Annotated in this window: 34 protein-coding genes; 9 read left to right on the forward strand and 25 right to left on the reverse strand. The window is 68.9% G+C overall.

The genetic code is table 11. The annotated features are described in order from the left end of the window. Nucleotides 1-24: 24 nt before the first annotated feature. Nucleotides 25-366, reverse strand: coding sequence for an NBR1-Ig-like domain-containing protein (locus AC3EO4_RS21080; RefSeq protein ID WP_431897245.1), 342 nt, complete (start codon nt 364-366; stop codon nt 25-27). Between the two features lie 1,693 nt (nt 367-2,059). Here AC3EO4_RS21080 and AC3EO4_RS21085 point away from each other — a divergent pair. After that, nucleotides 2,060-2,470, forward strand: a complete 411-nt coding sequence (locus AC3EO4_RS21085; RefSeq protein WP_431897352.1) for a DUF998 domain-containing protein — start codon at nt 2,060-2,062, stop codon at nt 2,468-2,470. Nucleotides 2,471-2,544: 74 nt separating this feature from the next. Here AC3EO4_RS21085 and AC3EO4_RS21090 read toward each other — a convergent pair whose 3' ends face one another. The 3 genes from AC3EO4_RS21090 to AC3EO4_RS21100 all read right to left on the reverse strand — a co-directional run bounded on the left by AC3EO4_RS21090 (nt 2,545) and on the right by AC3EO4_RS21100 (nt 5,032). After that, nucleotides 2,545-3,549, reverse strand: a complete 1,005-nt coding sequence (locus AC3EO4_RS21090) for a hypothetical protein (RefSeq protein WP_431897247.1) — start codon at nt 3,547-3,549, stop codon at nt 2,545-2,547. Beyond that, nucleotides 3,546-4,067, reverse strand: a complete 522-nt coding sequence (locus tag AC3EO4_RS21095) for an RNA polymerase sigma factor (RefSeq protein WP_431897248.1) — start codon at nt 4,065-4,067, stop codon at nt 3,546-3,548. The genes AC3EO4_RS21090 and AC3EO4_RS21095 overlap by 4 nt, the downstream gene beginning before the upstream one ends. A 566-nt stretch (nt 4,068-4,633) precedes the next feature. Then, complete coding sequence (locus AC3EO4_RS21100; protein ID WP_431897250.1) at nt 4,634-5,032, reverse strand: STAS domain-containing protein; 399 nt, start codon at nt 5,030-5,032, stop codon at nt 4,634-4,636. A gap of 371 nt (nt 5,033-5,403) precedes the next feature. On the opposite strand from AC3EO4_RS21100, the gene AC3EO4_RS21105 reads away from it, so the two are divergent. Continuing rightward, nucleotides 5,404-5,973, forward strand: a complete 570-nt coding sequence (locus tag AC3EO4_RS21105; protein WP_488186349.1) for a PRC-barrel domain-containing protein — start codon at nt 5,404-5,406, stop codon at nt 5,971-5,973. Nucleotides 5,974-6,026: 53 nt separating this feature from the next. Here AC3EO4_RS21105 and AC3EO4_RS21110 read toward each other — a convergent pair whose 3' ends face one another. Next, nucleotides 6,027-8,150, reverse strand: a complete 2,124-nt coding sequence (locus AC3EO4_RS21110; RefSeq protein ID WP_431897252.1) for a carbon starvation CstA family protein — start codon at nt 8,148-8,150, stop codon at nt 6,027-6,029. Further along, a complete protein-coding gene (locus AC3EO4_RS21115) occupies nt 8,147-8,479 on the reverse strand; it encodes a hypothetical protein (protein ID WP_379572698.1) in 333 nt (110 codons plus the stop codon). Before AC3EO4_RS21115 ends, AC3EO4_RS21110 begins: the two co-directional genes overlap by 4 nt. 278 nt (nt 8,480-8,757) lie before the next feature. On the opposite strand from AC3EO4_RS21115, the gene AC3EO4_RS21120 reads away from it, so the two are divergent. Beyond that, nucleotides 8,758-9,015 (forward strand): hypothetical protein, encoded by a 258-nt coding sequence (locus AC3EO4_RS21120; protein WP_431897254.1) that lies wholly within the window; start codon nt 8,758-8,760, stop codon nt 9,013-9,015. An 18-nt stretch (nt 9,016-9,033) separates the two neighbouring features. On the opposite strand, the gene AC3EO4_RS21125 is transcribed toward AC3EO4_RS21120, so the two are convergent. The 4 genes from AC3EO4_RS21125 to AC3EO4_RS21140 form a co-directional block, all read right to left on the reverse strand. Next, complete coding sequence (locus tag AC3EO4_RS21125; RefSeq protein ID WP_431897255.1) at nt 9,034-9,315, reverse strand: hypothetical protein; 282 nt, start codon at nt 9,313-9,315, stop codon at nt 9,034-9,036. 57 nt (nt 9,316-9,372) lie between these two features. Next, a complete protein-coding gene (locus AC3EO4_RS21130) occupies nt 9,373-9,864 on the reverse strand; it encodes a hypothetical protein (protein ID WP_431897256.1) in 492 nt (163 codons plus the stop codon). Nucleotides 9,865-10,388: 524 nt separating this feature from the next. Continuing rightward, nucleotides 10,389-10,889 (reverse strand): GNAT family N-acetyltransferase, encoded by a 501-nt coding sequence (locus tag AC3EO4_RS21135; RefSeq protein ID WP_431897258.1) that lies wholly within the window; start codon nt 10,887-10,889, stop codon nt 10,389-10,391. Nucleotides 10,890-11,008: 119 nt separating this feature from the next. Beyond that, entirely contained in the window at nt 11,009-11,416 is a 408-nt protein-coding gene (locus AC3EO4_RS21140; RefSeq protein ID WP_431897260.1) for a MerR family transcriptional regulator, read from the reverse strand. 50 nt (nt 11,417-11,466) lie between these two features. Between AC3EO4_RS21140 and AC3EO4_RS21145 the strand changes: the two genes are divergently transcribed. From AC3EO4_RS21145 to AC3EO4_RS21155, 3 genes are all read left to right on the forward strand, one after another. Next, nucleotides 11,467-12,384: an NAD(P)-dependent oxidoreductase gene (locus AC3EO4_RS21145; RefSeq protein WP_431897262.1), complete on the forward strand. Its 918-nt coding sequence runs from the start codon at nt 11,467-11,469 to the stop codon at nt 12,382-12,384. 35 nt (nt 12,385-12,419) lie between these two features. Then, nucleotides 12,420-12,851: a PPOX class F420-dependent oxidoreductase gene (locus tag AC3EO4_RS21150; RefSeq protein WP_379573033.1), complete on the forward strand. Its 432-nt coding sequence runs from the start codon at nt 12,420-12,422 to the stop codon at nt 12,849-12,851. A gap of 370 nt (nt 12,852-13,221) precedes the next feature. Then, a complete protein-coding gene (locus AC3EO4_RS21155; protein ID WP_379572704.1) occupies nt 13,222-13,509 on the forward strand; it encodes a hypothetical protein in 288 nt (95 codons plus the stop codon). 206 nt (nt 13,510-13,715) lie between these two features. Here AC3EO4_RS21155 and AC3EO4_RS21160 read toward each other — a convergent pair whose 3' ends face one another. The 14 genes from AC3EO4_RS21160 to AC3EO4_RS21225 form a co-directional block, all read right to left on the reverse strand. Then, nucleotides 13,716-14,018 (reverse strand): gas vesicle protein K, encoded by a 303-nt coding sequence (locus AC3EO4_RS21160; RefSeq protein ID WP_379572705.1) that lies wholly within the window; start codon nt 14,016-14,018, stop codon nt 13,716-13,718. A 7-nt stretch (nt 14,019-14,025) separates the two neighbouring features. Further along, nucleotides 14,026-14,253: a gas vesicle protein gene (locus tag AC3EO4_RS21165; RefSeq protein WP_379572706.1), complete on the reverse strand. Its 228-nt coding sequence runs from the start codon at nt 14,251-14,253 to the stop codon at nt 14,026-14,028. Continuing rightward, nucleotides 14,246-15,034, reverse strand: a complete 789-nt coding sequence (locus tag AC3EO4_RS21170; RefSeq protein ID WP_379572707.1) for a GvpL/GvpF family gas vesicle protein — start codon at nt 15,032-15,034, stop codon at nt 14,246-14,248. Before AC3EO4_RS21170 ends, AC3EO4_RS21165 begins: the two co-directional genes overlap by 8 nt. Continuing rightward, the gene (gene gvpJ / locus AC3EO4_RS21175; RefSeq protein ID WP_379572708.1) at nt 15,027-15,389 is read right to left on the reverse strand and encodes a gas vesicle protein GvpJ; all 363 of its coding nucleotides are present in this window, start codon (nt 15,387-15,389) and stop codon (nt 15,027-15,029) included. Before gvpJ (AC3EO4_RS21175) ends, AC3EO4_RS21170 begins: the two co-directional genes overlap by 8 nt. 1 nt (nt 15,390) lies before the next feature. Then, complete coding sequence (gvpO, locus tag AC3EO4_RS21180) at nt 15,391-15,732, reverse strand: gas vesicle protein GvpO (protein WP_431897264.1); 342 nt, start codon at nt 15,730-15,732, stop codon at nt 15,391-15,393. A 4-nt stretch (nt 15,733-15,736) separates the two neighbouring features. Then, nucleotides 15,737-16,039 (reverse strand): gas vesicle protein GvpG, encoded by a 303-nt coding sequence (locus AC3EO4_RS21185; RefSeq protein ID WP_379572710.1) that lies wholly within the window; start codon nt 16,037-16,039, stop codon nt 15,737-15,739. Continuing rightward, nucleotides 16,039-16,818, reverse strand: a complete 780-nt coding sequence (locus AC3EO4_RS21190; protein WP_379572711.1) for a GvpL/GvpF family gas vesicle protein — start codon at nt 16,816-16,818, stop codon at nt 16,039-16,041. The genes AC3EO4_RS21185 and AC3EO4_RS21190 overlap by 1 nt, the downstream gene beginning before the upstream one ends. A 1-nt stretch (nt 16,819) precedes the next feature. Continuing rightward, nucleotides 16,820-17,248, reverse strand: a complete 429-nt coding sequence (gene gvpJ, locus AC3EO4_RS21195; RefSeq protein ID WP_431897265.1) for a gas vesicle protein GvpJ — start codon at nt 17,246-17,248, stop codon at nt 16,820-16,822. 38 nt (nt 17,249-17,286) lie between these two features. Further along, entirely contained in the window at nt 17,287-18,483 is a 1,197-nt protein-coding gene (locus AC3EO4_RS21200; RefSeq protein WP_379572712.1) for an SRPBCC family protein, read from the reverse strand. A 5-nt stretch (nt 18,484-18,488) separates the two neighbouring features. After that, the gene (locus AC3EO4_RS21205) at nt 18,489-18,980 is read right to left on the reverse strand and encodes a hypothetical protein (protein WP_431897267.1); all 492 of its coding nucleotides are present in this window, start codon (nt 18,978-18,980) and stop codon (nt 18,489-18,491) included. Between the two features lie 238 nt (nt 18,981-19,218). Continuing rightward, nucleotides 19,219-20,478 carry an RNA polymerase sigma factor gene (locus AC3EO4_RS21210; RefSeq protein WP_431897269.1) on the reverse strand — a complete coding sequence of 420 codons (1,260 nt, stop codon included), beginning with the start codon at nt 20,476-20,478 and terminating at the stop codon, nt 19,219-19,221. Nucleotides 20,479-20,482: 4 nt separating this feature from the next. Then, nucleotides 20,483-20,818 (reverse strand): YciI family protein, encoded by a 336-nt coding sequence (locus AC3EO4_RS21215; RefSeq protein ID WP_379572715.1) that lies wholly within the window; start codon nt 20,816-20,818, stop codon nt 20,483-20,485. A gap of 186 nt (nt 20,819-21,004) precedes the next feature. Then, on the reverse strand, nt 21,005-22,069 hold the full coding sequence (locus tag AC3EO4_RS21220) for a sensor histidine kinase (RefSeq protein ID WP_431897271.1): 1,065 nt from the start codon (nt 22,067-22,069) through the stop codon (nt 21,005-21,007). Next, on the reverse strand, nt 22,066-22,758 hold the full coding sequence (locus AC3EO4_RS21225) for a response regulator transcription factor (RefSeq protein ID WP_431897272.1): 693 nt from the start codon (nt 22,756-22,758) through the stop codon (nt 22,066-22,068). Before AC3EO4_RS21225 ends, AC3EO4_RS21220 begins: the two co-directional genes overlap by 4 nt. Nucleotides 22,759-22,817: 59 nt before the next feature. On the opposite strand from AC3EO4_RS21225, the gene AC3EO4_RS21230 reads away from it, so the two are divergent. The 3 genes from AC3EO4_RS21230 to AC3EO4_RS21240 are packed head-to-tail and all read left to right on the forward strand — an operon-like array spanning nt 22,818 to nt 23,852. Further along, nucleotides 22,818-22,985, forward strand: a complete 168-nt coding sequence (locus tag AC3EO4_RS21230) for a hypothetical protein (protein WP_431897274.1) — start codon at nt 22,818-22,820, stop codon at nt 22,983-22,985. Beyond that, entirely contained in the window at nt 22,986-23,207 is a 222-nt protein-coding gene (locus AC3EO4_RS21235; protein WP_379572719.1) for a DUF6412 domain-containing protein, read from the forward strand. Between the two features lie 30 nt (nt 23,208-23,237). Beyond that, on the forward strand, nt 23,238-23,852 hold the full coding sequence (locus tag AC3EO4_RS21240; protein ID WP_379572720.1) for a YidC/Oxa1 family membrane protein insertase: 615 nt from the start codon (nt 23,238-23,240) through the stop codon (nt 23,850-23,852). Here the strand turns inward: AC3EO4_RS21240 and AC3EO4_RS21245 are convergent. Then, the gene (locus AC3EO4_RS21245) at nt 23,822-24,250 is read right to left on the reverse strand and encodes an ATP-binding protein (RefSeq protein WP_379572721.1); all 429 of its coding nucleotides are present in this window, start codon (nt 24,248-24,250) and stop codon (nt 23,822-23,824) included. The genes AC3EO4_RS21240 and AC3EO4_RS21245 overlap by 31 nt on opposite strands. Nucleotides 24,251-24,265: the final 15 nt, after the last annotated feature.

The raw sequence follows: 24,265 nt of genomic DNA on the forward strand, positions 1-24,265 counted from the left end.
CGCCGTGTCACGCACGGCGGGGAACTAGTTTCCATCGACGATGATCTGGAAGTTGATCGGCCGGCTTCCGGGGAACACGACCGCTCCCGAAGCGTCCACCATCTTGAATCGCACGTAGCACAAGCCCGGCTTCTTGGGCGTGGTGATGACGGTCCGGATGTCGACTGTCTCGCCAGGTTGCGTGTCCTTGATCGGCACGTCGGGAATGGTCTGGCATTGATCAGCTTGCTGCGTGACGTCGAGGCGACGCAGCAAATATCCCTTCCACGGCACGGCCCCGGCGTTCTTGAGCCGCCATACCTTGGTCATGGTCTTGCCGGGACGGACGCGCGTGCAGTCGGCAAGCGTGACATCCTCGATGAACACGGCCGCATCACCCTTGTGCAACGGCGGGGCCCAAGGCGGGTTGGTCGAACGCACTGGGCAATCGGCTGGGGGCGGCGCGGCAATCGATGGGCTGCCGGTCGGGTTCAGACTGTGTCCCTCGGGTGTGGAGCCGCGATTGACGGCGGCCACGACGAGGACCGCTGCCCCCATGATGACAGCCGCTGCCGCGAACGCGGCCGGGCGGGTCAGCCGTAATCGCCCTCTGCTCCCCGGCGCAGGGCGCGGAGGCTGGACGTCGCCCGCGAGCTCGTCGGACGGTGGCGGCGGCGTACGCACGAATGCCGAGGTCTCGCCAGTCGACCGGGGCGCTTGCGGCCTGCTGGCAAGGTGCACGGTACGAAGCTCCGCGGCGCCTGTGGCGGAGACTGCGAGTCCACCAGACGGACGGTCCCCCGAGGTGTCCACGCGCATTGAGGGATTCCCGGCGCTCGCTGATCTGATCGCCCTGTTCGCTCTCTCCCAGAGTTCGCGGTACGTGGCCGGGTCCGCGTTGCACGCCTTGACGAACTCGACGGTGGTCTCCCAACTCGGGAGCCGGTTACCCTTCGTGGCTTCGTGCAACGTCGTGTGAGAAATCGCCCCCGACCGGCCGGACATCTCCCGGAAAGGTGGATTACCGACCGCATTGCGCAGTTCCCGCAGGGTAGTTGCGAAATCCTCGATTATCTCCGCCCGTGCACGCCTGTCGTCCACCGTGCGAAGGTAACAGCACCCACGGTCTTCGCTCAACCCGAACCGGAATCTGTGCGAAGCCAGGCGAGATGAACGCGCAATAGCCATACGGCTCATCCCCGCTACGACTGGAAGCGGCCACGCACCAGGCCGAACAGGCCCTTATCCTGGTCGAACGCGACGAAGGAGACCCGAGAAGCCACCTCTACCCCACCCGATAATGATGGACGTAGACGATTACGCCTATGAGTCGGGGCGCTACGACAACCCGGACACCACATTGACCTGAACATCCTTAGCCGAGCCGGTCTCGGCGGCGTATGTTCAGGTCGGTGATTCGCCCGGGGTCCGTGACCGAGACCGAGACAGCATGCAGCGGAGCGGCCCGGGCCAGGCGGCGAGCGGCATGGGCCGAGTGCCCGATCAAACCCTCCTGCGGGCTGCGAGGATAACAGCTCGTAAATCTCATGCGAATAGGAACGATCAAGGAATGCCACCCGTCGGTACCTGATATGGCATATCACCGGGCGGCATCCTTGGACATTCTAGGTACCGACATGTGCAGACAGAGCGATAAATTAAAATACGGTGCGGCAGGGCCCGGCATAATTTCTGTCGGATTTTGATCCGTAGGTTCCGGGTTCGAGCCCCGAGCGCCCTACCACCAACGACCTGGGCGGACTCCCCGATCTCCATGATCTGGAAGCCCGCCCAGTCGCCAGAGAGTCCGGCCCATGCGAGCTGCTGCCTCTGTTGAAAGTGTCGCTGTGATGTGGGTGTAGCGCCTGACCGAGGATTTCCTGGACGACGCCGATGGCCACGCCCCGTTCGATGAGGAGAGTCGCGGCGGTGTGCGGGCGTCGTGGACGCGGGCGTCTTTCTCGACTTCGGCCAGGCGAAGGAGTTCCTGCTGGATACAGATCGTCAACTTCATGCTCTACGGATTGCTCACGCTCCTGTTCTTCATCGTCAGGCTCGGCCTTATCGCCATCGGTCCTTCGTGACGGACCCGGCCCTCGGCTACCCTGCGGCGACGCCCGCTGTCGCGAGCCTGGGCGGTTCCATCCACAACCTCACGAGTCCGATCGTATTCATCGCCCTCCCTGCCGCCTGTTTCGTGCTGGTAAGGCGCTTTGCTCGCGACAAGTGGCGCGGATGGGCTTCCTACTCGATCGCGACGGGCACCCTTGCCGTTGTGTTCTTCATGCTCTTCTTCGCCAACGTTTCGGCTGCCAACGGTCAGGACCGGGGGGACCTCGCCAGCCGGGCTGTTCGAGCGGATGCCCACCGTCATCCTCGGTGTCTGGCAGAGTCTTCTCGCGCTCCGGCTCCTGAGCGCGGAGATCTCTGCCCGCGGTGGCTGGCACGACCTGCGGCCCGGCCACCGCGGGTTTTACCACCAGCACTCTGAACGCGCCCGCCAGTGCAGGCGGGCGCGTTCTTGTCGTTTTCGGGTTGGTAATAGGTCAGCAGCGTCTGCGTGTTCTAGAGCCGGGCCGTACAGCGGACGCATTTCGCCGGCGGCACCGGCGGCACATCGCTCCAGCCCACCTTCCTGACGATCTCGGCGCGCCAGGGAACGCCCTCGGGAGTCAGACCTTGCTTCCCGAGCAACTGGCCGGTCCTGCGGTCGATCACGATCTGCCCTCCCGTGAATTGGATGGCCAGCCCGTCGAGCCCGAACGTCCCGGGAATGTCGTCGACCACCTTGACGTCCGGCGAATTCGCCAGGAGAAGATAGGCGGCGGCCCTGGTGCCAGGCGTCGCTGGTGAGGTGATGAGCCGCGAGGCGGCCGTCCTGAGCCACGCCTCGCGCTCGGCGGCCACTTGAGAGTCGAAGCTTTCCAGCAGCTGCGCCCTGAGCGCCGCCGGCTCCTTGGGGAGGCTCCGCAGCTCCGTCAGCGTCGGCTTCAGCCCATCGGCGAGCTCCAGCCCCAGATCCAGGTCCGCCGAGGCATATGCGGGCATGTTCTTGTCGCACCCCCGGGCGGGGCACAGCTGGGGGGAGCCGTCCCGTCGCCACGCCTTCAGACCCTCGGCCGTGTACGGCTTCGACGATATCGGCTCGCGCCAGCCGTAGACCTCGCGGTTGGGCCCGAAGGCGAGCACTTCCATGGCCCGTTCCTCGACCTTGTAGGGAGGGCCGTTCTTCGTCCGCATGACGTCCTCGGTGTCACGTCGCCAGTAGCGGCCCTTCGCCTCCGGCGCCGCCGCCAGCCTGGCGGCCGCGGCTTCCAGTTTCTGCATGGGCGTGACCGCGACCGGCTCCACCGCATGTCGAGGCACGAGGGCCACCACCGCGCCGGCCACGAGCACGACAGCCGCCGCGACGAGCGCCGTCCCCGTCCACGACCTTCCGCCCGCCCGCGCCCTGGAAGCCGGGAGAACCTGTGCAGTCGCGAATACCCTCTCCCGCGCCGCCGCCAACTGATCGGCCGACGAGGGCGGCACATCGGGCATCACCGAGTCGATGACCTGGAACTCGTTCATCCCAACACCTCACGCAGCTTGGTCCTGGCCCTGCTCAACCGGGACGCGACCGTCCCCGAGGCGATCCTGAGCGCCGCCGCCACCTCGTCGTAGCCCAGCCCGCCGTACGCGATGAGGAGCACCACATCGCGCTCCCCTTTCGACAGCCGCGCCAGCGCCCCCGCCAGCCGGTCGACCGTCACGCTCGCGCTGAGCCTGTCCACGATCCGCTGATCGTGTCCCTCGTCGTCAGGTGGCGGCCCCGTCCTGGCCATGGCGCGGTACTTGCGCACCTCGGCGCGCCGGTGGCGGCCGATGAGGTTGGTCGCGATGCCGTACAGCCACGGCCTGACCCCGCCCATGGCCAAGTCGAAGCGTTCACGTTGCCTGAAGGCGATGAGGAACGTCTCCGCGGCGAGATCCTCGGCCACATCGAGGTCGAGCCTGCGCCCGATGTAGCGCCGGATCTCCTCGTAATGGGCTTCGAAGACTGCCTCGAAGACGTCAGGAGCAGTGATCACACCCTTGTTTGCCCGCAAGCATGCGATCCTTCCAAGAAATCTTGAGTAGTTGTCGCAGAGAGATTGTGCGGGCACAGGCCCAAGATCGTGCTGGGCCGTCCATGCCGGGGCGGCTGCTTCGCCGGCAGCTTGGCGGGAGCCCGGCGAGCCGCCACGTGAGCGGGTCGGTCATCGTCTGCATGGGCCCGCTGCTTCGCTTCGAGGCGTTCCTCGGGCGTCTGCTCACGGTCGGCGCCGAGGAGGATCAGGCGTCGGTCCTCGGGCTGGAGGGCGGGGTTGGTCCATTGAAGGGTGAGCTTGGCCTTGCCCTTCCACCTGCGGAAGACGATCCCGCCACCCGTCCGCCTGGGCCTCTTGTCCACGTGGCCAGTGCAGTCCTTCGGGTACGGCCGCTTGCTTGTAGCAGGGCAGCCAGGCTCGCAGGTCGAGCGGCGGTTGTGGATGGCGTGCCTGGAGCCATCCTGGTCGTGGTGATCACGACCTGCTTTCGGCCGGGTCCGCGGTGATCCATCAGGGAGCGACACCGCGGCTGGTGGGCTCCGGACATACGCACGAGCCGCAGCCTTCTGCGCGGGTATGTGCGCTCAGGCGGGGGAAGGGGCGGCCAGCGCGAACTCGGCGTCGGCCACCGTCTGGTGGCAGTCGAAGACGTGGTCCAGGCACGTACGGCGCAGGAGCCGCTCGACCATGCCGCGCGCCCCAGCCAGTGCCAGGCGACCCCCGGCGGCCTCCATCCGCCAACGAGCGCCGATCAGCGCGCTCAGCCCTGAGGAGTCGCAGAACACCAGCTCGGACAGATCCACGATCACGGCGGGCGGACGCGACGCCGGCTGGGCCAGCGCCATGACCACCTCCCCGGTCAGCAGCGCCCTGGTAGACAGGTCCAACTGCCCCTGCAGGGCGATCACGACAGCCGAAGAGCCGCTGCGCATCGAGACGCGCAGCGGCCACGCCAGCGCCCCCGGCACGCCGATCTCGCCCATGACGACCGCCCCTTCTTCGCCTACCAGACAATTTCCCTCACTACCAGGACAAACGCTCTCGGCACGGCGCGCGAACCGCCAAGGTTTCGTTGCCTGCGGCTCAGCCGGGGATCCAGATGCCTCCACCGATGTGGAGCGTCGCCAGGACGACGCGCAAGGGTTGATCAAGCCGGCCTCACTGGTGTCGCGGCGGCTTGCCGTCAGCGCCCGCAGCGCCCCGCCATGGCTGAAGGGTGAGACCGGATGCTCCACTGGCGCCGGCGCGACATCCGTCCCCGCCCAGGCCCGCGCCCGCCCAGCAGACGCGATAGGAGACCCTCCATGAGGTCATCTTCACCCTGCCCGCCGACCTCCCCGGCCCGATCTCGGTCGTGGGCGACCTCAACCACTGGGACGCGCCACACCGCCGTCGTCGCGGTTCCGGCAGGGGCTTCCGCTGTCTGGCCGAAGGCGGCGTGGGCGGCCGCTTGATCGTTCCTTACGAACGGGCGGGGCGCCACGGCGCCCCCAGGACTGAGCGTTTGGTGCGGCTTGGCCGGGTAGCTGACCGGCCACAGCGTCGACAACCAGGGGGTGGCGAGATGAGTGAACCGTGGAGCTACCGCGAAGGCATCGACTCCGGCACGGACGTCAGCCTGGTGGGCTTCGACGTCGAGGCCACCGACGGCAAGATCGGTACGGTGGACGAGGAGAGCAGTGCGGTCGGCGAGAGCTACATCGTCGTCGACACCGGGTTCTGGATTTTCGGCAAGAAGGTCGTTCTGCCCGCCGGCACCATCACCCGGATCGATCAGCAAGAGCGAAAGGTCTACGTCGCTCGCACGAAGGAAGAGATCAAGGACGCTCCGGAGTTCGACGAGAACACCTACAAGGACCCCACCTATCGCCAGCAGCTCGGCGACTACTACAGCCGCTACCCCTATCAGCCCTACGGCCGGTAGGCCCTCGTCCGCCCGCTGCCCAGCCGATCATGATCGAACGACCGCCACGTGCCTTACCGACTCTCCGCCGTGGTGGCCATCTGCCTGCGCTCCTCGCGGGTGGCGATGAGCCCGGCCGGGGCGACGAGCTTGGACTCCTCGAACGGCGCCTCGGTGCTCGGAAGCGGCTCCTTGGACCGAATGGCCTGCGTCCACAAGCGGGCCGCGTCCAGGATCACGATGATGATCAGGATGGCGAACAGGGCGGCGAGGATCCCGTCGACAGTGGAGTTGATCACGATCTGCCGCATCGCGTCCATCGACTTGGCCGGAGCCAGGATCTGCCCCCGGTCCAGCGCCTCCTGGAAGCGGGCGCGCTGGGCGAAGAAGCCGAGCTGCGGATCGGTGGAGAAGACCTTCTGGTAGCTCGCGGTCAGCGTGACGGCGGCGTCCCAGGCCAACGGTATCCCCGTCACCCACGCCCACTTGAGCCGCCCGCTCTTGATCAGCAGGGTGGTGCCGACGGTGAGTGCCACGGCGGCGAGCAACTGGTTGGCGATGCCGAAGAGCGGGAAGAGCTGGTTGATTCCGCCGAGCGGATCGTTGACCCCTTGGTAGAGGAAGTATCCCCAGGCGCCCACGACCACCGCGCTGACCGCTGTCAGCCCTGGCCACCAGCTCACCCGGCCGAGGGGCTTCCACAGGTTGCCCAGCGTGTCCTGGAGCATGAAGCGGCCCACTCGGGTACCCGCGTCGACCGTGGTGAGGATGAAGAGCGCCTCGAACATGATCGCGAAGTGGTACCAGAACGCCTGCAGCGCCGGTCCCCCGAGGAAGCCGGAGAAGATCTGCGAGATGCCGACGGCCAGCGTGGGCGCGCCCCCGGTCCGCGCGATCAGCGTCTCCTCCTGTACGGCTTGCGCCGCCGCCTGCAATTGCTCGGGCGTGATGACGAAGCCGAGGTTGCTGACGGCCCGCGCGGCCGACTCGACGGTCGTGCCGACGACCGCCGCGGGCGAGTTCATCGCGAAGTACAGCCCGGGGCTCAGCAGGGAGGCCGCGATCATGGCCATGACGGCGACGAACGACTCCATGAGCATGGCGCCGTAGCCGATCATCCGGACCTGGGTCTCCTTCTGGATCATCTTGGGCGTGGTGCCTGAGGAGATGAGCGAGTGGAATCCCGACAGGGCTCCACAGGCGATGATGATGAACACGAACGGGAACAGCGATCCGGCGAAGACCGGCCCCTTGCCGTTGAAGGCGAACTCGGTGAACGCGGGGTTCTGCAGTACGGGCATGGTGATGGCCACGCCGACGGCCAGCAGCGCGATGGTGCCGATCTTCATGAACGTGGACAGGTAGTCGCGGGGAGCCAGCAGCATCCACACGGGCAGCACCGCGGCGACGAAGCCGTAGGCGATCAGCCACAGTGCCAGCGCCGACGGGCTCAGGGTGAAGGCGGACGCCCAGTCCGACTCCTGAACCCAACCGCCGGCAACGATCGCCAGGACCAGCAGCGCGACGCCGATCACGGTGGTTTCCACGACCCGGCCCGGCCGAATCTTGCGCAGGTAGAACCCCATGAACAGGGCGATCGGGATGGTCATCGCGATGGAGAAGACACCCCAGGGGGACTTGGCCAGCGCGTTCACCACGACCAGCGCCAGTACCGCCAGCAGGATGATCATGATCGCGAAGACGGCGATGAGCGCCGCCGCCCCGCCCACCGGGCCGATCTCCTCGCGCGCCATCTGCCCGAGGCTCTTGCCGTTGCGCCGCATCGAGAAGAACAGGATGACCATGTCCTGCACGGCGCCGGCGAAGATCACGCCTGCGATGATCCAGATGGTGCCGGGCAAGAAGCCCATCTGGGCCGCGAGCACCGGTCCCACCAGCGGCCCGGCCCCGGCGATGGCGGCGAAGTGGTGGCCGAACAGGATGCGGCGGTCCGTCGGGTGGTAGTCGATGGAGTTGTTCAGCCGTTCGGCGGGTGTGGCCCGGCGGTTGTCCGCGCCCAGCACCTTGTGCAGGATGAACCGGGCGTAGAAGCGGTAGGCGATGGCATAGGAGCCGAGTGCCGCGGCCAGCAGCCAGACGGCGTTGACCTTCTCGCCCCTGGACAGGGCGAGCACGCCCCATGCCGCCGCGCTGATGACGGCGACCACCGTCCAGATGATGACGGAACGGACTTTCACCGCTCACCTCCCCGTACGGGCCTGCCCAGGCAGCACCGCAGCCCGGCGTCCGGCGGCAGATCGGTCGTGAAGCGCCGCCAGCGCCACAGCGGGCGGCAGTCGATCGTGACCGGGATGTCGGCGAGGTGCGTCCAGGCGATGGGGTGGGCGTACACCGGATCGGTTCCGAGCGGCCGCGCGCGCCGGGGCAGGCTGGACCGCCGCAGCGCCCTGACCGAGAACTCCCCCGCGTCCGCACAGCACAGGCCGGTGGCATGCCAGTCGAAGAAGACCACCTCATCGGCGCGCAGCGCCTCGCGGGCGGCAGTTGTGAGTGTGATCCTGGACATCCGCGGCTCCTGCCTCCAGATCCCCCGGACGCTACCCGGGTACAGGTGGCTGAAACACCGCGCTGACCTGCGGCTCGAGGCCGCGCGTCGCAACCCCGCCGATCACTCTCTCGTCGAATCGGACCTGGAACGTTCGGCCGCCGGAAACTCCTGGGTTCAAGGGCGTGATCGCTCGGAGTACGGCGAAAGGCTTGCGAGCCCGAGCGCGAAGAACGTGGGGCGATTCGACGCCGCCAGCTTTGCCACGTCTTGCCCAGCTCGCTGACAGGCTGACCCCCATGACCGACGACGACATCGCCATCGTCAAGGCGCTGCTGAATCGGCTGTCCACCAACGCCGCCCGCCTGGCGTGGCCAGACGTCCGTCTCCACCCTGGAGACGAGACTTCGGTCGCGTTCATGGGCACCGTGGGCGACCCTGACTTCGTCGCCCACATAGCCGTGCACCGCGGTCCCGAGCTGCTGCGGCACATCGCGTACTCAGGTTGGGATGGAGTGTCGTTCCTGCTGCGCTGGGCGGACAAAGCCATCGAGTAGCTGATCGCTCTCCAGTGATCACACACGGATCGGGATGTGCTGATCAAGTGCGTCGCAGCAGACGTCGAAGCCGCTGTGCCGAGGGCACTCGACCTCACCTGCTCGCGGGCAGTAGTAGACGTCCGGGCAGCCGCAGTCGAAGAACTCGGGCAAGGGGTCGGGTAGGCGGCTCACGACCGTGAGCATGCATCCGGGACGCCACGGTGCGCAAGCGAAGATCTTGGCCTTGGGCTCGGCTCTCCCCAGGACCTCGACGAGGCCTCCGTCGCGCAGGAAGGAGACCAATCGGTCGCGATCCATAGATCGGGACCGGGCCTGGGGAAACGCGTGAGCCTGTATTGCGACCCCTGTTCCTGCTCATTCCGCAAGATCGACAGGAACGGGCATCCCTGACTTGACCTCCAGTACCGTGCGGCTGCCCAGGGGGCTGCTGAGTCGTACCGTGACCTGTCTGAGGTATCCCATCGCTGAGCACACCCGTCCACCCTCGTGCGGGCGTTCTTCCACCACGATCACGGCGGCATGTTCGGACTCGACGGCTCGGGCGGGGTAGTCCGCGCCGCAAGGACCGGTGGCCCTTGCCCCGGTGAACTCGGCGGTGAGCGTCCTCCCATCATGATGGACGATGACCTTCTCCACGAAAGGCACGAAAGGAACCTGGAGAACGGGGGCGGACGGTGCCGGAGCAGCCCGGGCACCGTCTCTGGCGAAGGCCTGCTCATAGCGCTCAAGAGTCTGCCGTACGTGCCTGTCGAGCCGCCGGTCGTGCTCGGTTGTGACCCATACCAGAGCCACCAGACTCAGCACAGCGGCTAAGGCAATGACGACGGCCCAGCGCTTACGCGTCATGTTCCTAGGACGTCGGCCAGGCGGTTCTGGTTCACCTGCCAGCGGGACGCCCCAGGGACGGGCGAGGTGCGTGGCGCCGTCTTCCGTACCGGGCGAAGTACTGGTCAACAGCGGTCACGGCTTCCGCGTTCAGAGTCATATCCCCTCCACTGGTAGGCCCGCTCTCCTGCGTTGCCGGCTCGTCGACGAGCAAGGGTTGGCCGGACTCCGCTCGGATCCAGGCAGGCGAGGCGCCCGACGACGCCCTCGGTGGGACTCACGCCCGGCCTGATCGGCGCGGCGACCATAGTCATCATCGCGTGGATACGTATCGGCAGGCGTTCGGTGAGCATCTCACTGCGGATCCTGGCATCGAGCGCGGCTCGCACGGTGAGTCCGTGGAACCTCCACGTCCCCGCCATGCCCGGGCGCCGTGCTCACCGACTGCGCCTTCTCACCCGATGGATCGATGCTCGGCGTGCTCGACCTGAGCCTGAACCTGTACGGCCGGGACCTTTTCTCGGTCGAGGTCACGCGGGGCCGGTTCAGAGGTGGATGGCGAACTCCACCTGTGCCAGCGGCCGCCCGTCACCGAAGTCGTGATCGCGGAGCACGCCCGTTTCCGTGAAGCCGCACTTGGTGTAGAAGCGCCGGGACTGCGGAGTGTCGTGCAGCGTCCACAGGTGGACGTGGTCGAAGCCGTCCTTCTTGAGTCGTTCCAGCGTGGCGGTCATGAGGGCTCTGGCGGCTCCCGTGCCCCAGCCGTCCGGGTGGGCGAAGAAGCTGTAGATCTCCGCTACTCCCGGCTTCGTTCTGGAGGGGCCGAAGCACGACAGGGCCAGCGGGCGCCCGTCGCCCCTCGCCAGCATGATCGTGTCCTTGGTCTGGACGATGCGTTCGTGCCACTGGGTACGGCGGCGCCGTACCGCCTGCTCGGCGAAGTCCGGTGCGAAGAAGGGGACGTAGGCGACTTTCCATGCCTCTGCGTGGATCTCGCCCAGAGCGTCCCCGTCGGCGGCTGCGGCCTGCGCAATGGTGAAGATCATCATGCCACTCTAGCCACACGCTCTCGCTCCTGATCGGCGGCACCGTCGAGGGTCGGCCCGTCCGCACCAGGGACGCCCAGCACGAAACCCCCAACGGGGGAGCCCGCGCCGGAGCAGGATCACGCCGGTGTCTGATCCGGCGCGGCGGAGTCGCAAGGCCGATACCGCCCTGCCACCCGCCGTTCGGTGACGTCGATGTAGTCGTGGAGGACCTGGCGCGAACGGTTGAGCGTGTCGATGTGCTCGTCCAGCCCGTGCAGGCGAGCTCGCAGGACGGCCAGCAGCTCGGGGCAGGACTCGAGGTCGGGAGCCGCGCCGGTGGCGCACGGCAGCATGTACCCGATCTCCTGGGTCGACAGTCCTGCTTCGAGCAGCCTTCTGATCTGCGTCACGGTCAGGACGGCATCGTCGGTGTACTCGCGGTAGCCGTTGGCGCCGCGGTCGGGCTCGAGCAGGCCCTGCGCCTCGTAGTAGCGCAGCTGGTGCGCGTTGACTCCGGTCTGCCGGCTCAGCTCCCCGATCAGCACGCCCGCTCCTCCTTGACCTTCATATCGGTGTGAACGTTGATGATTCTGCCATGACCACCTCAACTCACCTCGAGGGGAACATGATGCAGAGCCCCACTCCCGTGACGGTCATCGGCCTGGGTCTGATGGGCCAGGCGCTGGCCGGTGCGTTCCTGCGCGACGGGTATCCGACGACCGTGTGGAACCGTACGGCGGCGAAGGCCGACCAGCTCGTCGCCCAGGGCGCGAAGCTGGCGGACTCGGTCGGCGACGCCGTCGCGGCCGGCCCGCTCGTGGTCGTCTGCGTGTCGGACTACGCCGCCGCGCGCGAACTGCTCGATCCGCTGGGCGCGGTTCTCGACGGCCGGGTCCTGGTGAACCTGACCTCGGGCACGTCGCAGGCGGCCCGGGAGACCGCCGAGTGGGCGGCGCGGCGCGGCAGCGCCTATCTCGACGGCGCGATCATGGCTGCCCCTGCCGCCGTCGGAGCGGACGCCGTCATCCTCTACAGCGGGCCGCGGTCGGCCTTCGACCTGCACGCGCCGGCGCTGAGGAGCCTCGGCGCGGGGACGACGTACCTCGGCGAGGATCATGGCCTGTCGTCGCTGTACGACGTGGCTGTGCTGAGCCTGATGTGGAACATTCTGAACGGCTTCCTCCAGGGCGCCGCCTTGCTCGGCACGGCGGGGGTGGACGCCGCGACGTTCGCCCCGGTCGCGAAGACGGGGATCGGGACCGTCGCCGACTGGCTTTCCGGGTACGCCCGGCAAATCGACGACGGCACGTACCCGGCCCTGGATTCCACCATCGACACTCACCTGGCCGCGATGGAGCACCTCGTCCAGGAGAGCGAGTCGCTCGGTGTCAACGCCGAACTGCCGAGGTTCGTCAAGGCCCTGGCCGACCGAGCAGTAGCCGAGGGGCACGGCGGCGACGGCTACGCGGCGATGATCGAGCAGTTCCGCAGGCCCGCAGGGGTGCGGCCGTGACCGGCGGCCGGCCGGACCGCCGGCCGGACCCGGACCTGACCGCCACCTCTTTCGAGCCACGCACCCTGCTCGCGGAAAGCCGGCTCGGCGTGCTCGCCACGATCAAGTCGGACGGCCGCCCCCAGCTGTCCCCCGTCATGCCCTTCTACGACCAGGACACCGGCGTCATCCACGTCGCGATGAACGAGGGAGCGGCCAAGACGGCGAATCTGCGCCGGGACCCGCGAGCCGCGCTGGAGGTCACCAGCCCCGACGGCCGAGAGTGGGCCACCGCCGAGGGCGCCGTGACACTCACCGGGCCGGGAACAGACCCCCACGGTCCCGAGGTGGAGGCGCTGGTGGACTACTACCGCCTCGCCGCAGGGGAGCACCCGGACTGGGAGGAGTACCGGTCGGTCATGGTGTCCGACCGTCGAGTGCTCATGACGATGACGGTCGACCACGTGTACGGCGCGACGATCCGCTGACAGCTTTCGTCCGGGTCCCCCGGCGACGGCGAGCAGGCGGTGCGGCTGCCGGGGTGCGCGGTGTCAGGCGAGCTCAACAGCGCACGACACCCCGTGCCGGCACAGGCCGCGCGCTCACCGCCGACCCGGCGTCACGCGCGGCGGCCGCCGCGGCGTCGCCGGCGTGCTGGTGCGACCGCTCATCAGCATGATCCGCCATCGGTGTCCGCGTCACCGATGACCGGGCTGACGAGTGCCCCGCGGGCCGTGTCAGCGCGACATCAGTCCGGTGACAGCGGTGCTGGGCATCGTTGGGTGCACGCCAGAGGTCACGGCACAGCGAACCCGATGACCTCGGTGTCACACCAGTGAAGCGGAAAGGGAAAACGTCATGTCGGACACCACGCTCTCCAACCTCGTCGACGCTCGCATCAAGCTGGCCATGTCGGACGCCGAGCAGTCGGTCGGCGCGGCGCGCCAGGCCGTCGAGCGGGCGACCGCCAGGGTGGCCGAGGCCGAGCGCGACGCCGCCGCCGTCGCCAGGCAGAGTCAGGCGGATGCCCGTGCCATGGCCAAGCAGGTGCGGGCCGAGGCGCTCGCGCAGGGCAGGGAACTCGCCGACGCCCTCGCGGTCAAGGCGGCGGCGATCAAGGCGGGGGCCTCCCGTACCGAGCACTAGACCGGAACGCCCGCGCCTCTGGAGGCGGCGGCCACCCACCTGGAAGGCGGCTACCCGCAAAGAAGGCCGCCCACTCGGATGGCGGACACCCGCAAACAAGGCCCCCCACTCGGATGGCGGGCACCCGCAAAACAAGGCCGCCCACTCAAGAGGCGCCCGCTCACAGGCGCCTCGGAAGGGGGCCGTCCGCTCGGAAGGAGGCGGGGTCAGTCCTCGGGGAGGAGTGTTCCCAGCGGCCCCAGGTCCAGGTTGAGGTCGGCCGGAGTCAGACCGAACCGGTCGCACAGCTCGGTCATCGCCTCCTCCAACCGCATCAGTGTCAGGCCGAGCACCTCGATCTGGTCCTCGGACAGGTCGCCCTGTTCCATCCGCCGTACGGCCTGGCGCTCCACCAGCTGCCGGACGAGCTCGACCAGCGTGAGCACCAGGCGGGACAGGTCGCGCTCCATCGCCTCGGCGTCGGTCTCGATGCGCAGCCTGCTGGTCCGTGCCGTCCGGCCGGTCTCCATCGTGATCTCACCTCCTGGTGGTGCCGCCGGCCGTCGGGTCGCAGTCGCGGACGGACATGATCAGGGCGCGTACGGAGATCCGTACGAGGTCGATGTCCGCGATGGACAGCACCAGGTCGCCGCTCACGACCACGCCGCCCGCCAGCAGCCGGTCCAGGAGGTCGACCAGCGCCACCCGTTCGGGCGGGAGCCTGCCCTCCCTGGCCAGGGCGGCGCCGCGGGACTGCTCAGTCATCGCCGAGTACCTCGGGCTCCGCGGGGTCGGCCAGGTCGGTGAAGGAATAGGGCGCCCACGGGCCGGTGATCTCGATGTCGACGCCCGGCTCGCGCAGTTCCTCGACCAGGCGGTCGAACGCCTCCCCGCGGTCGTGTTCGACGAGGTAGGCGCCGTTGAGGATCATGAGCTCCTTGCGGCCGGACAGCTGCGGGTCCTGCGCGCGGTGACGGCGGCTCGCGATGGCGAAGGAGGAGAGGGCGTCGTGGATCGCCTCCGCGCGCGCGGCGGCCTGGCGCCACGCCTCCTCCCGGCCGCGAATGCTCTCCTGGCGCCGCCGGAGATACGCGGCGCCGGGGCCGCCCGCCGTCGTCGCGCCCTCCTCGGCGGGAGGGGCGGACGCCAGGTCGACGTAGGCCTTCACACCCCATTCCTGCCGGTCGGCGATGCGGGCGAGGACCTCGATGAAGTCGTCGTGCCGCCGGCTCAGCAGGCGCCTGATCTGCTCGTCATCGCTGTACACGGTCACGAGCCTGACCGGCGCGGCCGGCCTGCCTTCGGCGACCGCCTCCACCACGCGGTGGTGCGCTCTCGCGGTCTCGCCGAGCCAGTCGAGGTCCTCCATCGACTCCCGTAGCGGCTCCGCGCCGAACCGGTCGAGCGGCACGGTGCTCACGTACGCGACGAGCCCCGCGTGCGAGATGGCCCGAACCTCGGTGCCGCCGACGCCGGCCAGGCCTTCAGGACAGGGGAGGCCGGTGTCGGAGGTCACCGCGTAGAGGTAGGTCCCTTCGTCAGTCATGGTGATCATCCGATCGTCCGGCCTCCAGGGACTGCCGCTCCTCGAGCGCGGTCAGCCGGGCGCGCAGCCTGCGGTTCTCCTCGAGGAGGCCGCGGTTGTCGCCGGTGAGCCACGGGTCGTGCTCCCACCAGTCGATGCCCATCTCCCTGGCCGTGTCGACCGAGGCGATCACCAGGCGCAGCTTGATCGTGAGCAGCTCGATGTCGAGCAGGTTCACCCGGATGTCGCCCGCGATCACCACGCCTCGGTCGAGCACCCGCTCCAGGATGTCGCCCAGGTTGGCGGGCTCACGGCCCGGTGCGGCGACAGAGGAGCGCGGGCGTACGCTGGGCGCGAATCGTGAGGCTTCCGTCATGTCATGACCCCTCGTACGGATTGTCGCCGCTTCCTCGCCGGTAGCGGCCCTTCCTCCGGTAGGCCAGCAGGTTCCCCTCCAGGTCGAGATCGGCCTCGTAGAGCGCCAGGATGTCCCCGGACGAGGGGATGCGCCGGTCCTCGACGACCTCGACGACCACCACCCACCCGTCCTCCACCGGCTCCACCAGCGTGACGCTCTCCGCCTCTCTCGAGGTCAGGTCGACGATGTGGCGCAGCCCGACCTCGCTCGCGGTCGCGGCCGTCAGCTCGCGGTCACGACGCCTGACGGGCCTGTCGGCCTGGTCCTCCTCCGGACGCGCGACCCTGCGCTTGGCGGGCACGGGGTCACCTCCTCTCCGTGTCCTCCGGCTCGGCGTCCTCCGGCGCGGCGTCCTCCGGCACCGTGTCCTCCGGCTCGGCCGCCGACTGATCGGTCATCCGCTCGAGGACCTGGGTCATCGCCTCATGCGCCTCCTCCTCGGAGATCACGTCCTCCGCCTGCGCCGCCTCGATCTCCTCCAGCTGGCGCCTGGCCACCGCGGGGTCGTGAAGCTCGCGATCGACCTGTTCCTGGATGACCTCCGCGAGGCGGATCAGCCCCTTGAGCGGCGCGAGCGGCAGGCCCAGGATGCCGGTGATCAGTCCCATCACCGTGCCTCTTGGTTCTGTGACACGACGAAGTCGTACGGCGCCAGCGGGCCGAGCAGCCGCAACGTGATCCGGCCTGACCAGCGCCGCCCGAACTCGTCCACGACCCGCTCGAGCTCGCCCTGCCGGCCGTTCTCCACGAGAAGGGCCACGTGTACCGCGTCCTGCTCGTGCGAAGGCGGCCGCTCGGACACCATGACGCTGACGCCCTCGACCCCCTCGACCAGCGCCTGCGTGTCGGCATCCCGCTTGGCCGTGATCGACCCGTTGATGATCTCGCCGAGCTGGATGCGCCGGTCGCGTGAGGCGTCGTCCGGCAGCTCGCGGATCTCCTCCCGCAGCCGCGCCGCCTCGGGGTTCTCGTCGAGCACCTCGCTGAGCACCACGTCCTCCACGTAGCGCCCCTTGACCACGTACTGCGCGCGCCCCTCCAGCTCCGCCAGGGCGGCGGCGAAGTCGTCGTGGTACGGCTCGAGGAACTCCTCGAGCACCGCGTCGCCGTTCGCGAGCACGGCGCCGAAGCGGATGGGGAGCACGGGCACCTCCGCCGCCGCAGCGTCGAGAAGCTGCTCGTGCGCCATCAGGTCCTGGGGGGTGCCGAGCGGGCGGTCGAGCTGGATCTCGCTCACCAGCGCGGCGATCTTCCCGTGCCGTACGGCCCGCACCGAGGCGGGCGGGTCCCCCACGCCCTTCGCCTCGGGGTCGATCTCGACCTCCGCCGGCACGACACCGTAGATGTAGTACCCGTTCACCTGCTCGGTGGGAGGGTTCTCGCTCATGTCACGCCTCCTCCCTTCGCGACCGCGCTTTCCTCGGCGCCTCTTCGCGGTCGCCTGCGAAGTCTCGCAACCTGTCACCGGCGGCCTCGAGCGAACCCCGGGCGTCGCCGCTCCGGACCTGCTCGATCTGCTCCAGTTGTTCCGCCTCCCCCATCTCCTGTCCCTGGGTCACCCCTTCCAGCATTTCCGGGACCCCTGGCTTCCTGGACTTCGTGAGGTCCAGCCGGTCCGTCGCCTCGGCGAAGCGCAGATAGGTGTCCACGCTGGCCACGACGATCCGCGCGTCGATGCTCAGGATCTCGATGCCGATGAGTGAGACGCTGACGTAGGCGTCGATGACAAGCCCCTTGTCGAGGATCGAGTCGATGACGTCCGCCAGGCTGGTCGCGGACCCGCGGTTCCCACCGCCTGCCGCAGGCTGCACCGTCATACCTGGGTCCTCCTTGCTGATCGCTTCACCGGCCCCCGTCACCGCGCGCGCGTGCTCCGCGTGGCTCGGGCCGGCCTGTCGCCCTCGTCCGCTGTGCGGCGTCGCCGTACTGGACGCTTCACACCCGCGTTCTTGGGCCGTTCCCTGGCGACGACGGGCGCTGCTTCCTCCTCCTCTTTTTGTTCGGGTTCCTCCTCTTCCTCGAGTTCCGCCTCTTCGGGCTCTTCCTCTTCTTCCTCTTCCTCCTCTTCCTCCTCCTCTTCGGGCTCCTCTTCCTCTTCGGGCTCTTCTTCCTCGAACTCCTCCTCGTCCAGCTCAGCCTCCTCGTCCGGCCGCTCCTCGTCTTCGCCGCGCTCCTCCTTCTCCTCCCCGAGGGCGGTCTCGTGGGCCTTGACGACCTTGCCGTCGTGGATCTCGCCCCGCCAGCCGCGGTCGGCGACCTCCTCGGGATGGAGCAGCACCTGCGTCATGACATGGCGCCGGAAGTGCTTGAACTCGAGGCGAGCCCGCCGCCCCTGCGCGCGCCAGAGGTTGCCGACGTGCTCGAACAGACCCTGGGGGTGGTACTCCAGGACGAGCAGCACCCGGGTGACGTCAGGGGTGAGCGCGTGGAAGGTCACGGCGCCGTTGACGTACCCCTTCTTCCCCTCAGAGCGCCAGATGATCCTCTTGTCCGGCACCTGCTCGAGGATCTTGGACTTCCAGTCACGATGTGACAGGAAGATCTGCGCCTTCCACGTGACCGTCTCCTCCGACTCCTGCTGGACGTTCTCGATCTTCTTCATGAAGCTCGGGAACTCCTCGAAGAGCGTCCACTGGTTGTAGACGACCTGGAGAGGAGCGCCGATGTCGAGCGCCTCGACGATGTTGGTCACCTTCAGCGTTCCGCTCGACTTGGACTTGCCGAGCGCGCCCTTGATCGCTCCTGTGATCGCCCCTTTCGCCATGGACAGCCCGAAGCCGGACTGGCCGTCGCCCGATCCCTTCGACCCGGTGATGGCGCCGAGCAGGCTGGTCCCGCCGCCTTCCGCGAAGTCGGTCAACCGGCCGGCCACCCCCTCGACCTTGCCGTTCAGCGACTGCAACGCCCGCTCGGCGAGCGCCGTCAGCACGTTCTGCAGCTCCTGGGCGAGCTTGTCGGTCGGCAGCGCCTGCACGACCTTCTCGGCGACCGTCCCTGCGGCCTTCTCAGTGACCTTTCCTGTGACCTTTCCCGCGGCCTTGGGTGCGGCCATCGTGCTCATCCCCTCGCCCTGGTGACCGAGCGCACGGGACGCTTGGCCCTCGGCTTCGCCGGTGGCTTCCTCGGTGGTGGCTTCTCTTCTTCTTCCTCCTCCTCGTAGGGCTCCTCCTCGTACTCGTCGCCCTCGTACTCCTCGACCTCGTCGGCCTCTGCCTCGTCCGCCTTCCTGGCGCCGCCCGGCTTGCGCAACGCCTCGGCGCGGTCGTGCAGCCGCGAGGTCAGCGTGTCGATCTGCTTGCTCGTCGCCGCCACGGCCGCGGCCTTTCCGACGTCCACGAGTTCGCCGCGCAGCCTGTTGGTCAGCTGCTGCAGTTCAGGGGACGAGCCGAGCAGCTTGGTGCCCTGCGCCAGGAGGCCGCCACCCTCTCCCCGCCTCATACGACTCGCCAGCCCTGCAGCGGCCACCGCGGCCGCCAGGCGCAACTTGTGCCGCCGTCCGAGGTAGTACCCGGCGGCGACGGCAAGCGCTATCCGCGTTCGGTCCTTCATGATGGGCACTCCTTGCCGTTCCTGTTTCGAGGGCGCCTGCCTTCGAATCGGTCCGACATCTCCCCCAGAAAACGGATAATCATCCTGAAAAGCGAAAAAGATGGACAAACTTGACGTTGGGGAGGTCGCTACGGGCACGGCTGTGACCCGGGCCGTCGCGGCGTGGTGCCCGGCCAGAGCGAGAGTGTTGACCGCGATGTGCGCGAACCGTGCCGCTCCCCCCCTCACCAGGGCGGCTTCACGCCCGGAGCCGGTCTCGGTGTGGGCCGGCCGCGCGGAGCGACTCCTCGGCGCGGTCGAGCAGCGCACGACGTTCGGGCTCGGAAGGAGCCACCTCGGCCGCCTGTCGGAACAGCGCGGCGGCCTGGTCGTGGTCGCCGCGGCGAGCGGTGAGGTCGGCTTCCACCGCTATGGCGAGCGGGTAGTCGTCCAGCGCGCCGCCGGCGCGGGCCTGGGAGAGCAGGGCCAGCCCGGCCGCCGGCCCGTACGCGTAGCCGTGCGCCACGGCACGGTTCAGCTCGATCACCGGTGAGGGCTGGACCTGGGCGAGCCGGTCGTACCACGTGGCGATCGCCGGCCAGTCGGTGGTGTCGGCGGAGTCCGCGGTGGCGTGGCAGGCGGCGATCCTGGCCTGCAGCGCGTAAGGCCCGTCCTCTGGCGTCCCGTCAAGGACGCGGAGTCCCTCGGCGATGGCGGCGTGGTCCCAGCGGCGCCGGTCCTGCCTGTCCAGGGTGAGCAGGTTGCCGCGCCGGTCGCGGCGGGCGTCGCGCCGGGAGTGCTGGAACAGGAACAGCGCCAGCAACGCGGACACCTCGCCCTGACCGGGCATGAGCTGCCGAAGGAGCCGGGCCAGGCGGATGGCCTCGTCGGCGAACGCCGGCCGGCCGTCGGCGTTGTAGCCGTGGGTGAACAGCAGGTACAGCACCGCCAGAACACCGGGGAGCCGCTCGGTGAGCGCCGCGCCTGTCGGCACCCTGTACGGGATGCCGGCATCCGCGATCTTCGTTTTCGCCCTGGTCAGGCGCCGGGTCATGGTCGACTCGCTGACCAGGAAGGCCCGGGCGATGTCGGCGGTCGGGACCCCGCCGATGGTTCGCAGCGTCAGCGCCACGCGCGCCTCCAGAGCGAGCGCGGGGTGGCAGCAGGTGAAGATGAGCCGCAGCCGGTCGTCCACGACGTCCCCCTCCGCCGGGGCGGGGTCCGGATCGGTGCTCGCGAGCACCGCCAGTTCGGCCAGCTTGCGGCGCTCGACCGACGCGCGGCGCAGCACGTCGATCGCCCGGTTGCGGGCCACCGTCGTCAGCCAGCCGCCGGGGTTGCCCGGCACGCCCTCGTGCGGCCACCGTTGCAGGGCGAGCGTCAGCGCCTCCTGGGCGCAGTCCTCGGCCAGCGTCCAGTCGCCGGTGACGCGGATGAGCGTGGCCACGATCCGCGGGTACGCATCCGCGCTCGCGGCCGCGACGGCGTCGGCCGTCGCGGCCGCAGGCGCATCGGTCATGCCGTCAGCCGTCCAGGTCGACCAGCGGGCGCAGCTCCAGCCGTCCCGCTCGGGCCATCGGGTGGGCGCGGGCGACCTCGATGGCCTCGTCCAGGTCGGCGCACTCCAGCAGGTCGTACCCCACGATCACTTCCTTGGTCTCGGTGAACGGGCCGTCGGAGACCAGCAGCTTGCCGTTGCGGACCCGGACCGTCGTGGCCGCGGACGTCGGCGCCAGCACGCTGCCCTCCAACCGGCGGCCGCGCGCGTCGTTCTCCGACACCCACACGTCGATGTCGGGCTCGTCCGACTTGTCGGTGTCGGGCGCGGTGTCCGTGCAGACGAACATCATGTACTTCATCTTGGCTCCTCGGTGTCGTGCACTCACCACGAAGACGAACGGGCGGTCCGCATCCGGACACCGGCTCCTCGAAATGTGCCGACGACTTCAAACGCGGGGAGCCGCCCGCCGCGAGGGGGCCGTGCCGCCACCAGCATGGCCGCCGCCTCTCACCTCAGCGGACCTGACCCCCTCGAACCGATGGACCTAGAGAGGGAGCCGGATGTCGAACCGGCAGCCGTCCCCTTCGTTGGCCACGGTGACGCGCCCGTCATGGGCGCTGACGAGCCCCTGGGTGATGGCCAGGCCGAGGCCCGCGCCGCCCTCCCTGGTCGGGGTGCGCGCCTTCTCCCCCATGAACGCCACCTCGAACACCCGTCCCAGGTCCTCCTCGGGGATCCCTCCGCAGGCGTCCGTGACGGAAAGCGAGGCCTCGCCGTCCTGTACGGCGGCGCGGATCACCACCTCGCCCCCGACAGGCGTGTGCCTGATCGCGTTCACCACCAGGTTGCTCAGCGCCCTCCCGAGCGCCCCAGGGTCGGCGGTCACCGGGACGATCTCGCAGGTGGCCCGCACCTTCACGCCTTTGGCGACCGCGAGTGCCTCGACCCCCGCCACGGTGTCGGCCACCAGGTCGCCGAGCCCGATCCTGGTGCGGGTCAGCCGGAGCGCCCCGGCGTGGATGCGTGACAGCTCGAACAGGTCGTCGACCATCGCGGACAGCCTCTCGACCTCCACCCTGATCTGGGTCGGGTACCGGCGCGGGTCGCCGACGCCGTCCTCGAGAGCCTCCGCCATGGCGCGCATGCCCGCCAGCGGTGTGCGGAGGTCGTGGCTGACCCACGCCACCAGTTCCCTGCGCGCACCCTCCAGCGCCCGCTCCCTGGCGTACGACTCCTCGAGTGCACGGGCGATGTCCCGCAGTTCGGCGGGCAGGCCGTGGGGCGTGACGAAGGACGGCTCCCGCACCGCCGCCGCCAGCCGCCGGCTGGCTCCGACCACCTGCCGCGCGAGCACGAACGCCACGCCGAGGCCGACCAGTCCGCCGACGGCCACCACGCTCAGCACGAGGTCCCTGGCGGGCACGTCGATGAGCATCTTGAGGGTGATCGCCGTGACGCCCGCGACGGTGGCCAGGACGGCGACCACCGCGACGACCGCCAGCATGACGCCGATGGAACGGGTACGCAGGCGCCACATCACCGCGAGACCGGCACCCGCCACGACCGTGCCGAGCCCGGCCGTGACTGCGACGATCTCCAGAAAATTCATGACATGGGCTCGTATCTGTAGCCGACGCCCCACACGGTGACGATCCTTCGCGGAGCGGTCGGATCGGGCTCGACCTTCTCCCGCAGCCTCCTCACGTGGACGGTCACCGTCGAGGAGTCGCCGAACGACCACCCCCACACCTGGTCGAGCAGCGCGGCCCTGCTGAAGGCCTGGCGGGGGTTGCGCATCAGGTACGTCAGCAGGTCGAACTCCCGAGCGGTCAGCATGACCTGCTCGCCGTCCCGCCGTACCTCGTGCGCCCCCACGTCCACGACCAGGTCGCCGTCGCGCAGCACGCCCGTGCCGCCGCTGACGGCGGCGGCGCCGCGAGCCCTGCGCAGCACCGACTGCACGCGCAGCGCCAGCTCACGCGGGCTGAAGGGCTTGGTCACGTAGTCGTCGGCGCCGGTCTCCAGACCGACCACGCGGTCGATCTCCTCGCCGAGCGCGGTCAGCATGATCACCGGGACCGGCCAGCGCTCCCTGAGCTTCCTGCACACGTGCAGGCCGTCGACCTTGGGCAGCATCAGGTCGAGCACCATCAGGTCGGGCGGGTCGGCGAGCGCGCGCCGCAGCGCCTCCGCGCCGTCGCCCACGCACTCGACGCGGTGGCCGTCCCGCTCGAGATAGCGCGCCACGACCTCGGCCACGGTCGGGTCGTCGTCGACCACGAGGATGCGAGTGCTCACACCGTCACGGTACGGCTAATTTCCTCGCGGACGCATGGTCCACGTCGTACGGTGGTCATATGGGTCGAATGGTCATGCTCGTTGCCGGTGTGCTGCTGGCGCTGTGGGTACTTTTTGCCTTCATCCTGCCCATGGTCATGGGCCTGCTGAAGCTCGCACTGATCATCGGTGTGATCGCCGTCGTCGTCTTCGTCGCCGTCGCCCTGGTGGGCAGGACGGCTCGATAGGTGTTCCATCTCGCGCTGGTGGATCCCGCCGGTCTCGTCCTGATCACCGGTCTGATCCTGCTCCTGCTGGCGGCCTGGGCCGGCGGCGTGTTCCTCGCCCAGCGGGGCGGCACGCCGAGTTTTCCCATGGCCTACGCCAGGAGGACGGCCTTCCTTCGCCAGCGCGACCCCGACGCGGCGGGCAGACCGCGGCCGAGAGCTCCGTCATCGCACTCCTCATAAGCGAAAGAGACCTTTCTATGAGGAGTTGTGATGATCGATTCTTTTGTCATGTTCATCACCGGGTTCGGCGGTAACACCGCGCTGGTGATCGTGCTGTTCACGCTGGCCGTACGGCTGCTGCTGCTTCCGCTCAGCATGCGCCAGGCCAAGGCCGCGAAGGTGCGGCAGAGGCTCGCCCCCCAGCTGAAGAAGCTGCAGGAACGGCATGCCCGTAACCCCGAGCGGCTGAGCAAGGAGGTCAACGCCCTCTACGCCAAGGAGGGCACGTCGGCGTTCGCGGGCATCGGGCCCGCCTTGGCGCAGACGCCCTTCCTGTGGCTGATGTACCAGGTGGCCACCCATCCGCTGATCGGCACCGACGTGCTCGGCCAGCACATCGCCGCGGTCATCGCCCAGTACGGGCTGATCAGCGCTCCCGCACTGGCCTTCGTGGGTGTCATCGTGGCGATCGCGCTGATCGCGTGGTACACCTCGCGCAGGATGGAGGCGGGGCAGTTCAGGATCCTGAAGCTGCTGCCGTTCGGCACGGTGGCCGCGGCGGCCTTCCTGCCGCTGGCCGCGGGCGTCTACCTGCTCGTCTCGACCGCCTGGACGGCGGTCGAGCGCCGTCTGCTCTATCCGGCCTCCTTGAACGCCGCCACCTGACCGTTGACCGTGTGCGGGGCGGGGAGCACGGCCCATACCGTGGTCGTCTCCCCGTCGTGCCGCACGCCCCAGCTCTCCGCGACGTACTCCACTATCCCGAGCCCCCGCCCGCCGAGTGATGACAGTGTCGGACGGCCCGCGCGCGGCTCTGTCGCAGCACCTCCGTCACTCACCGCCACCTCGACATGGTCGTCGCTCCACAGCCACGCCACCCTGACCATGCCCGAGGTCAGCGGACGCGCATGCCTGAGCGCGTTGCTCAGCAGCTCGCTCACCACCAGAACCGCGTCATCGATCGCGGTGGCGTAGACCCCCCACTCCTGCAGGTCAGTGCAGAGACGCTGGCGTGCGACGGCGACGCTGGACAGTGCGTACGGCAACATCACGACGCTCGACACACCCACCTCCCCGCT

It is taken from the genome of Nonomuraea sp. bgisy101 (assembly GCF_057708945.1).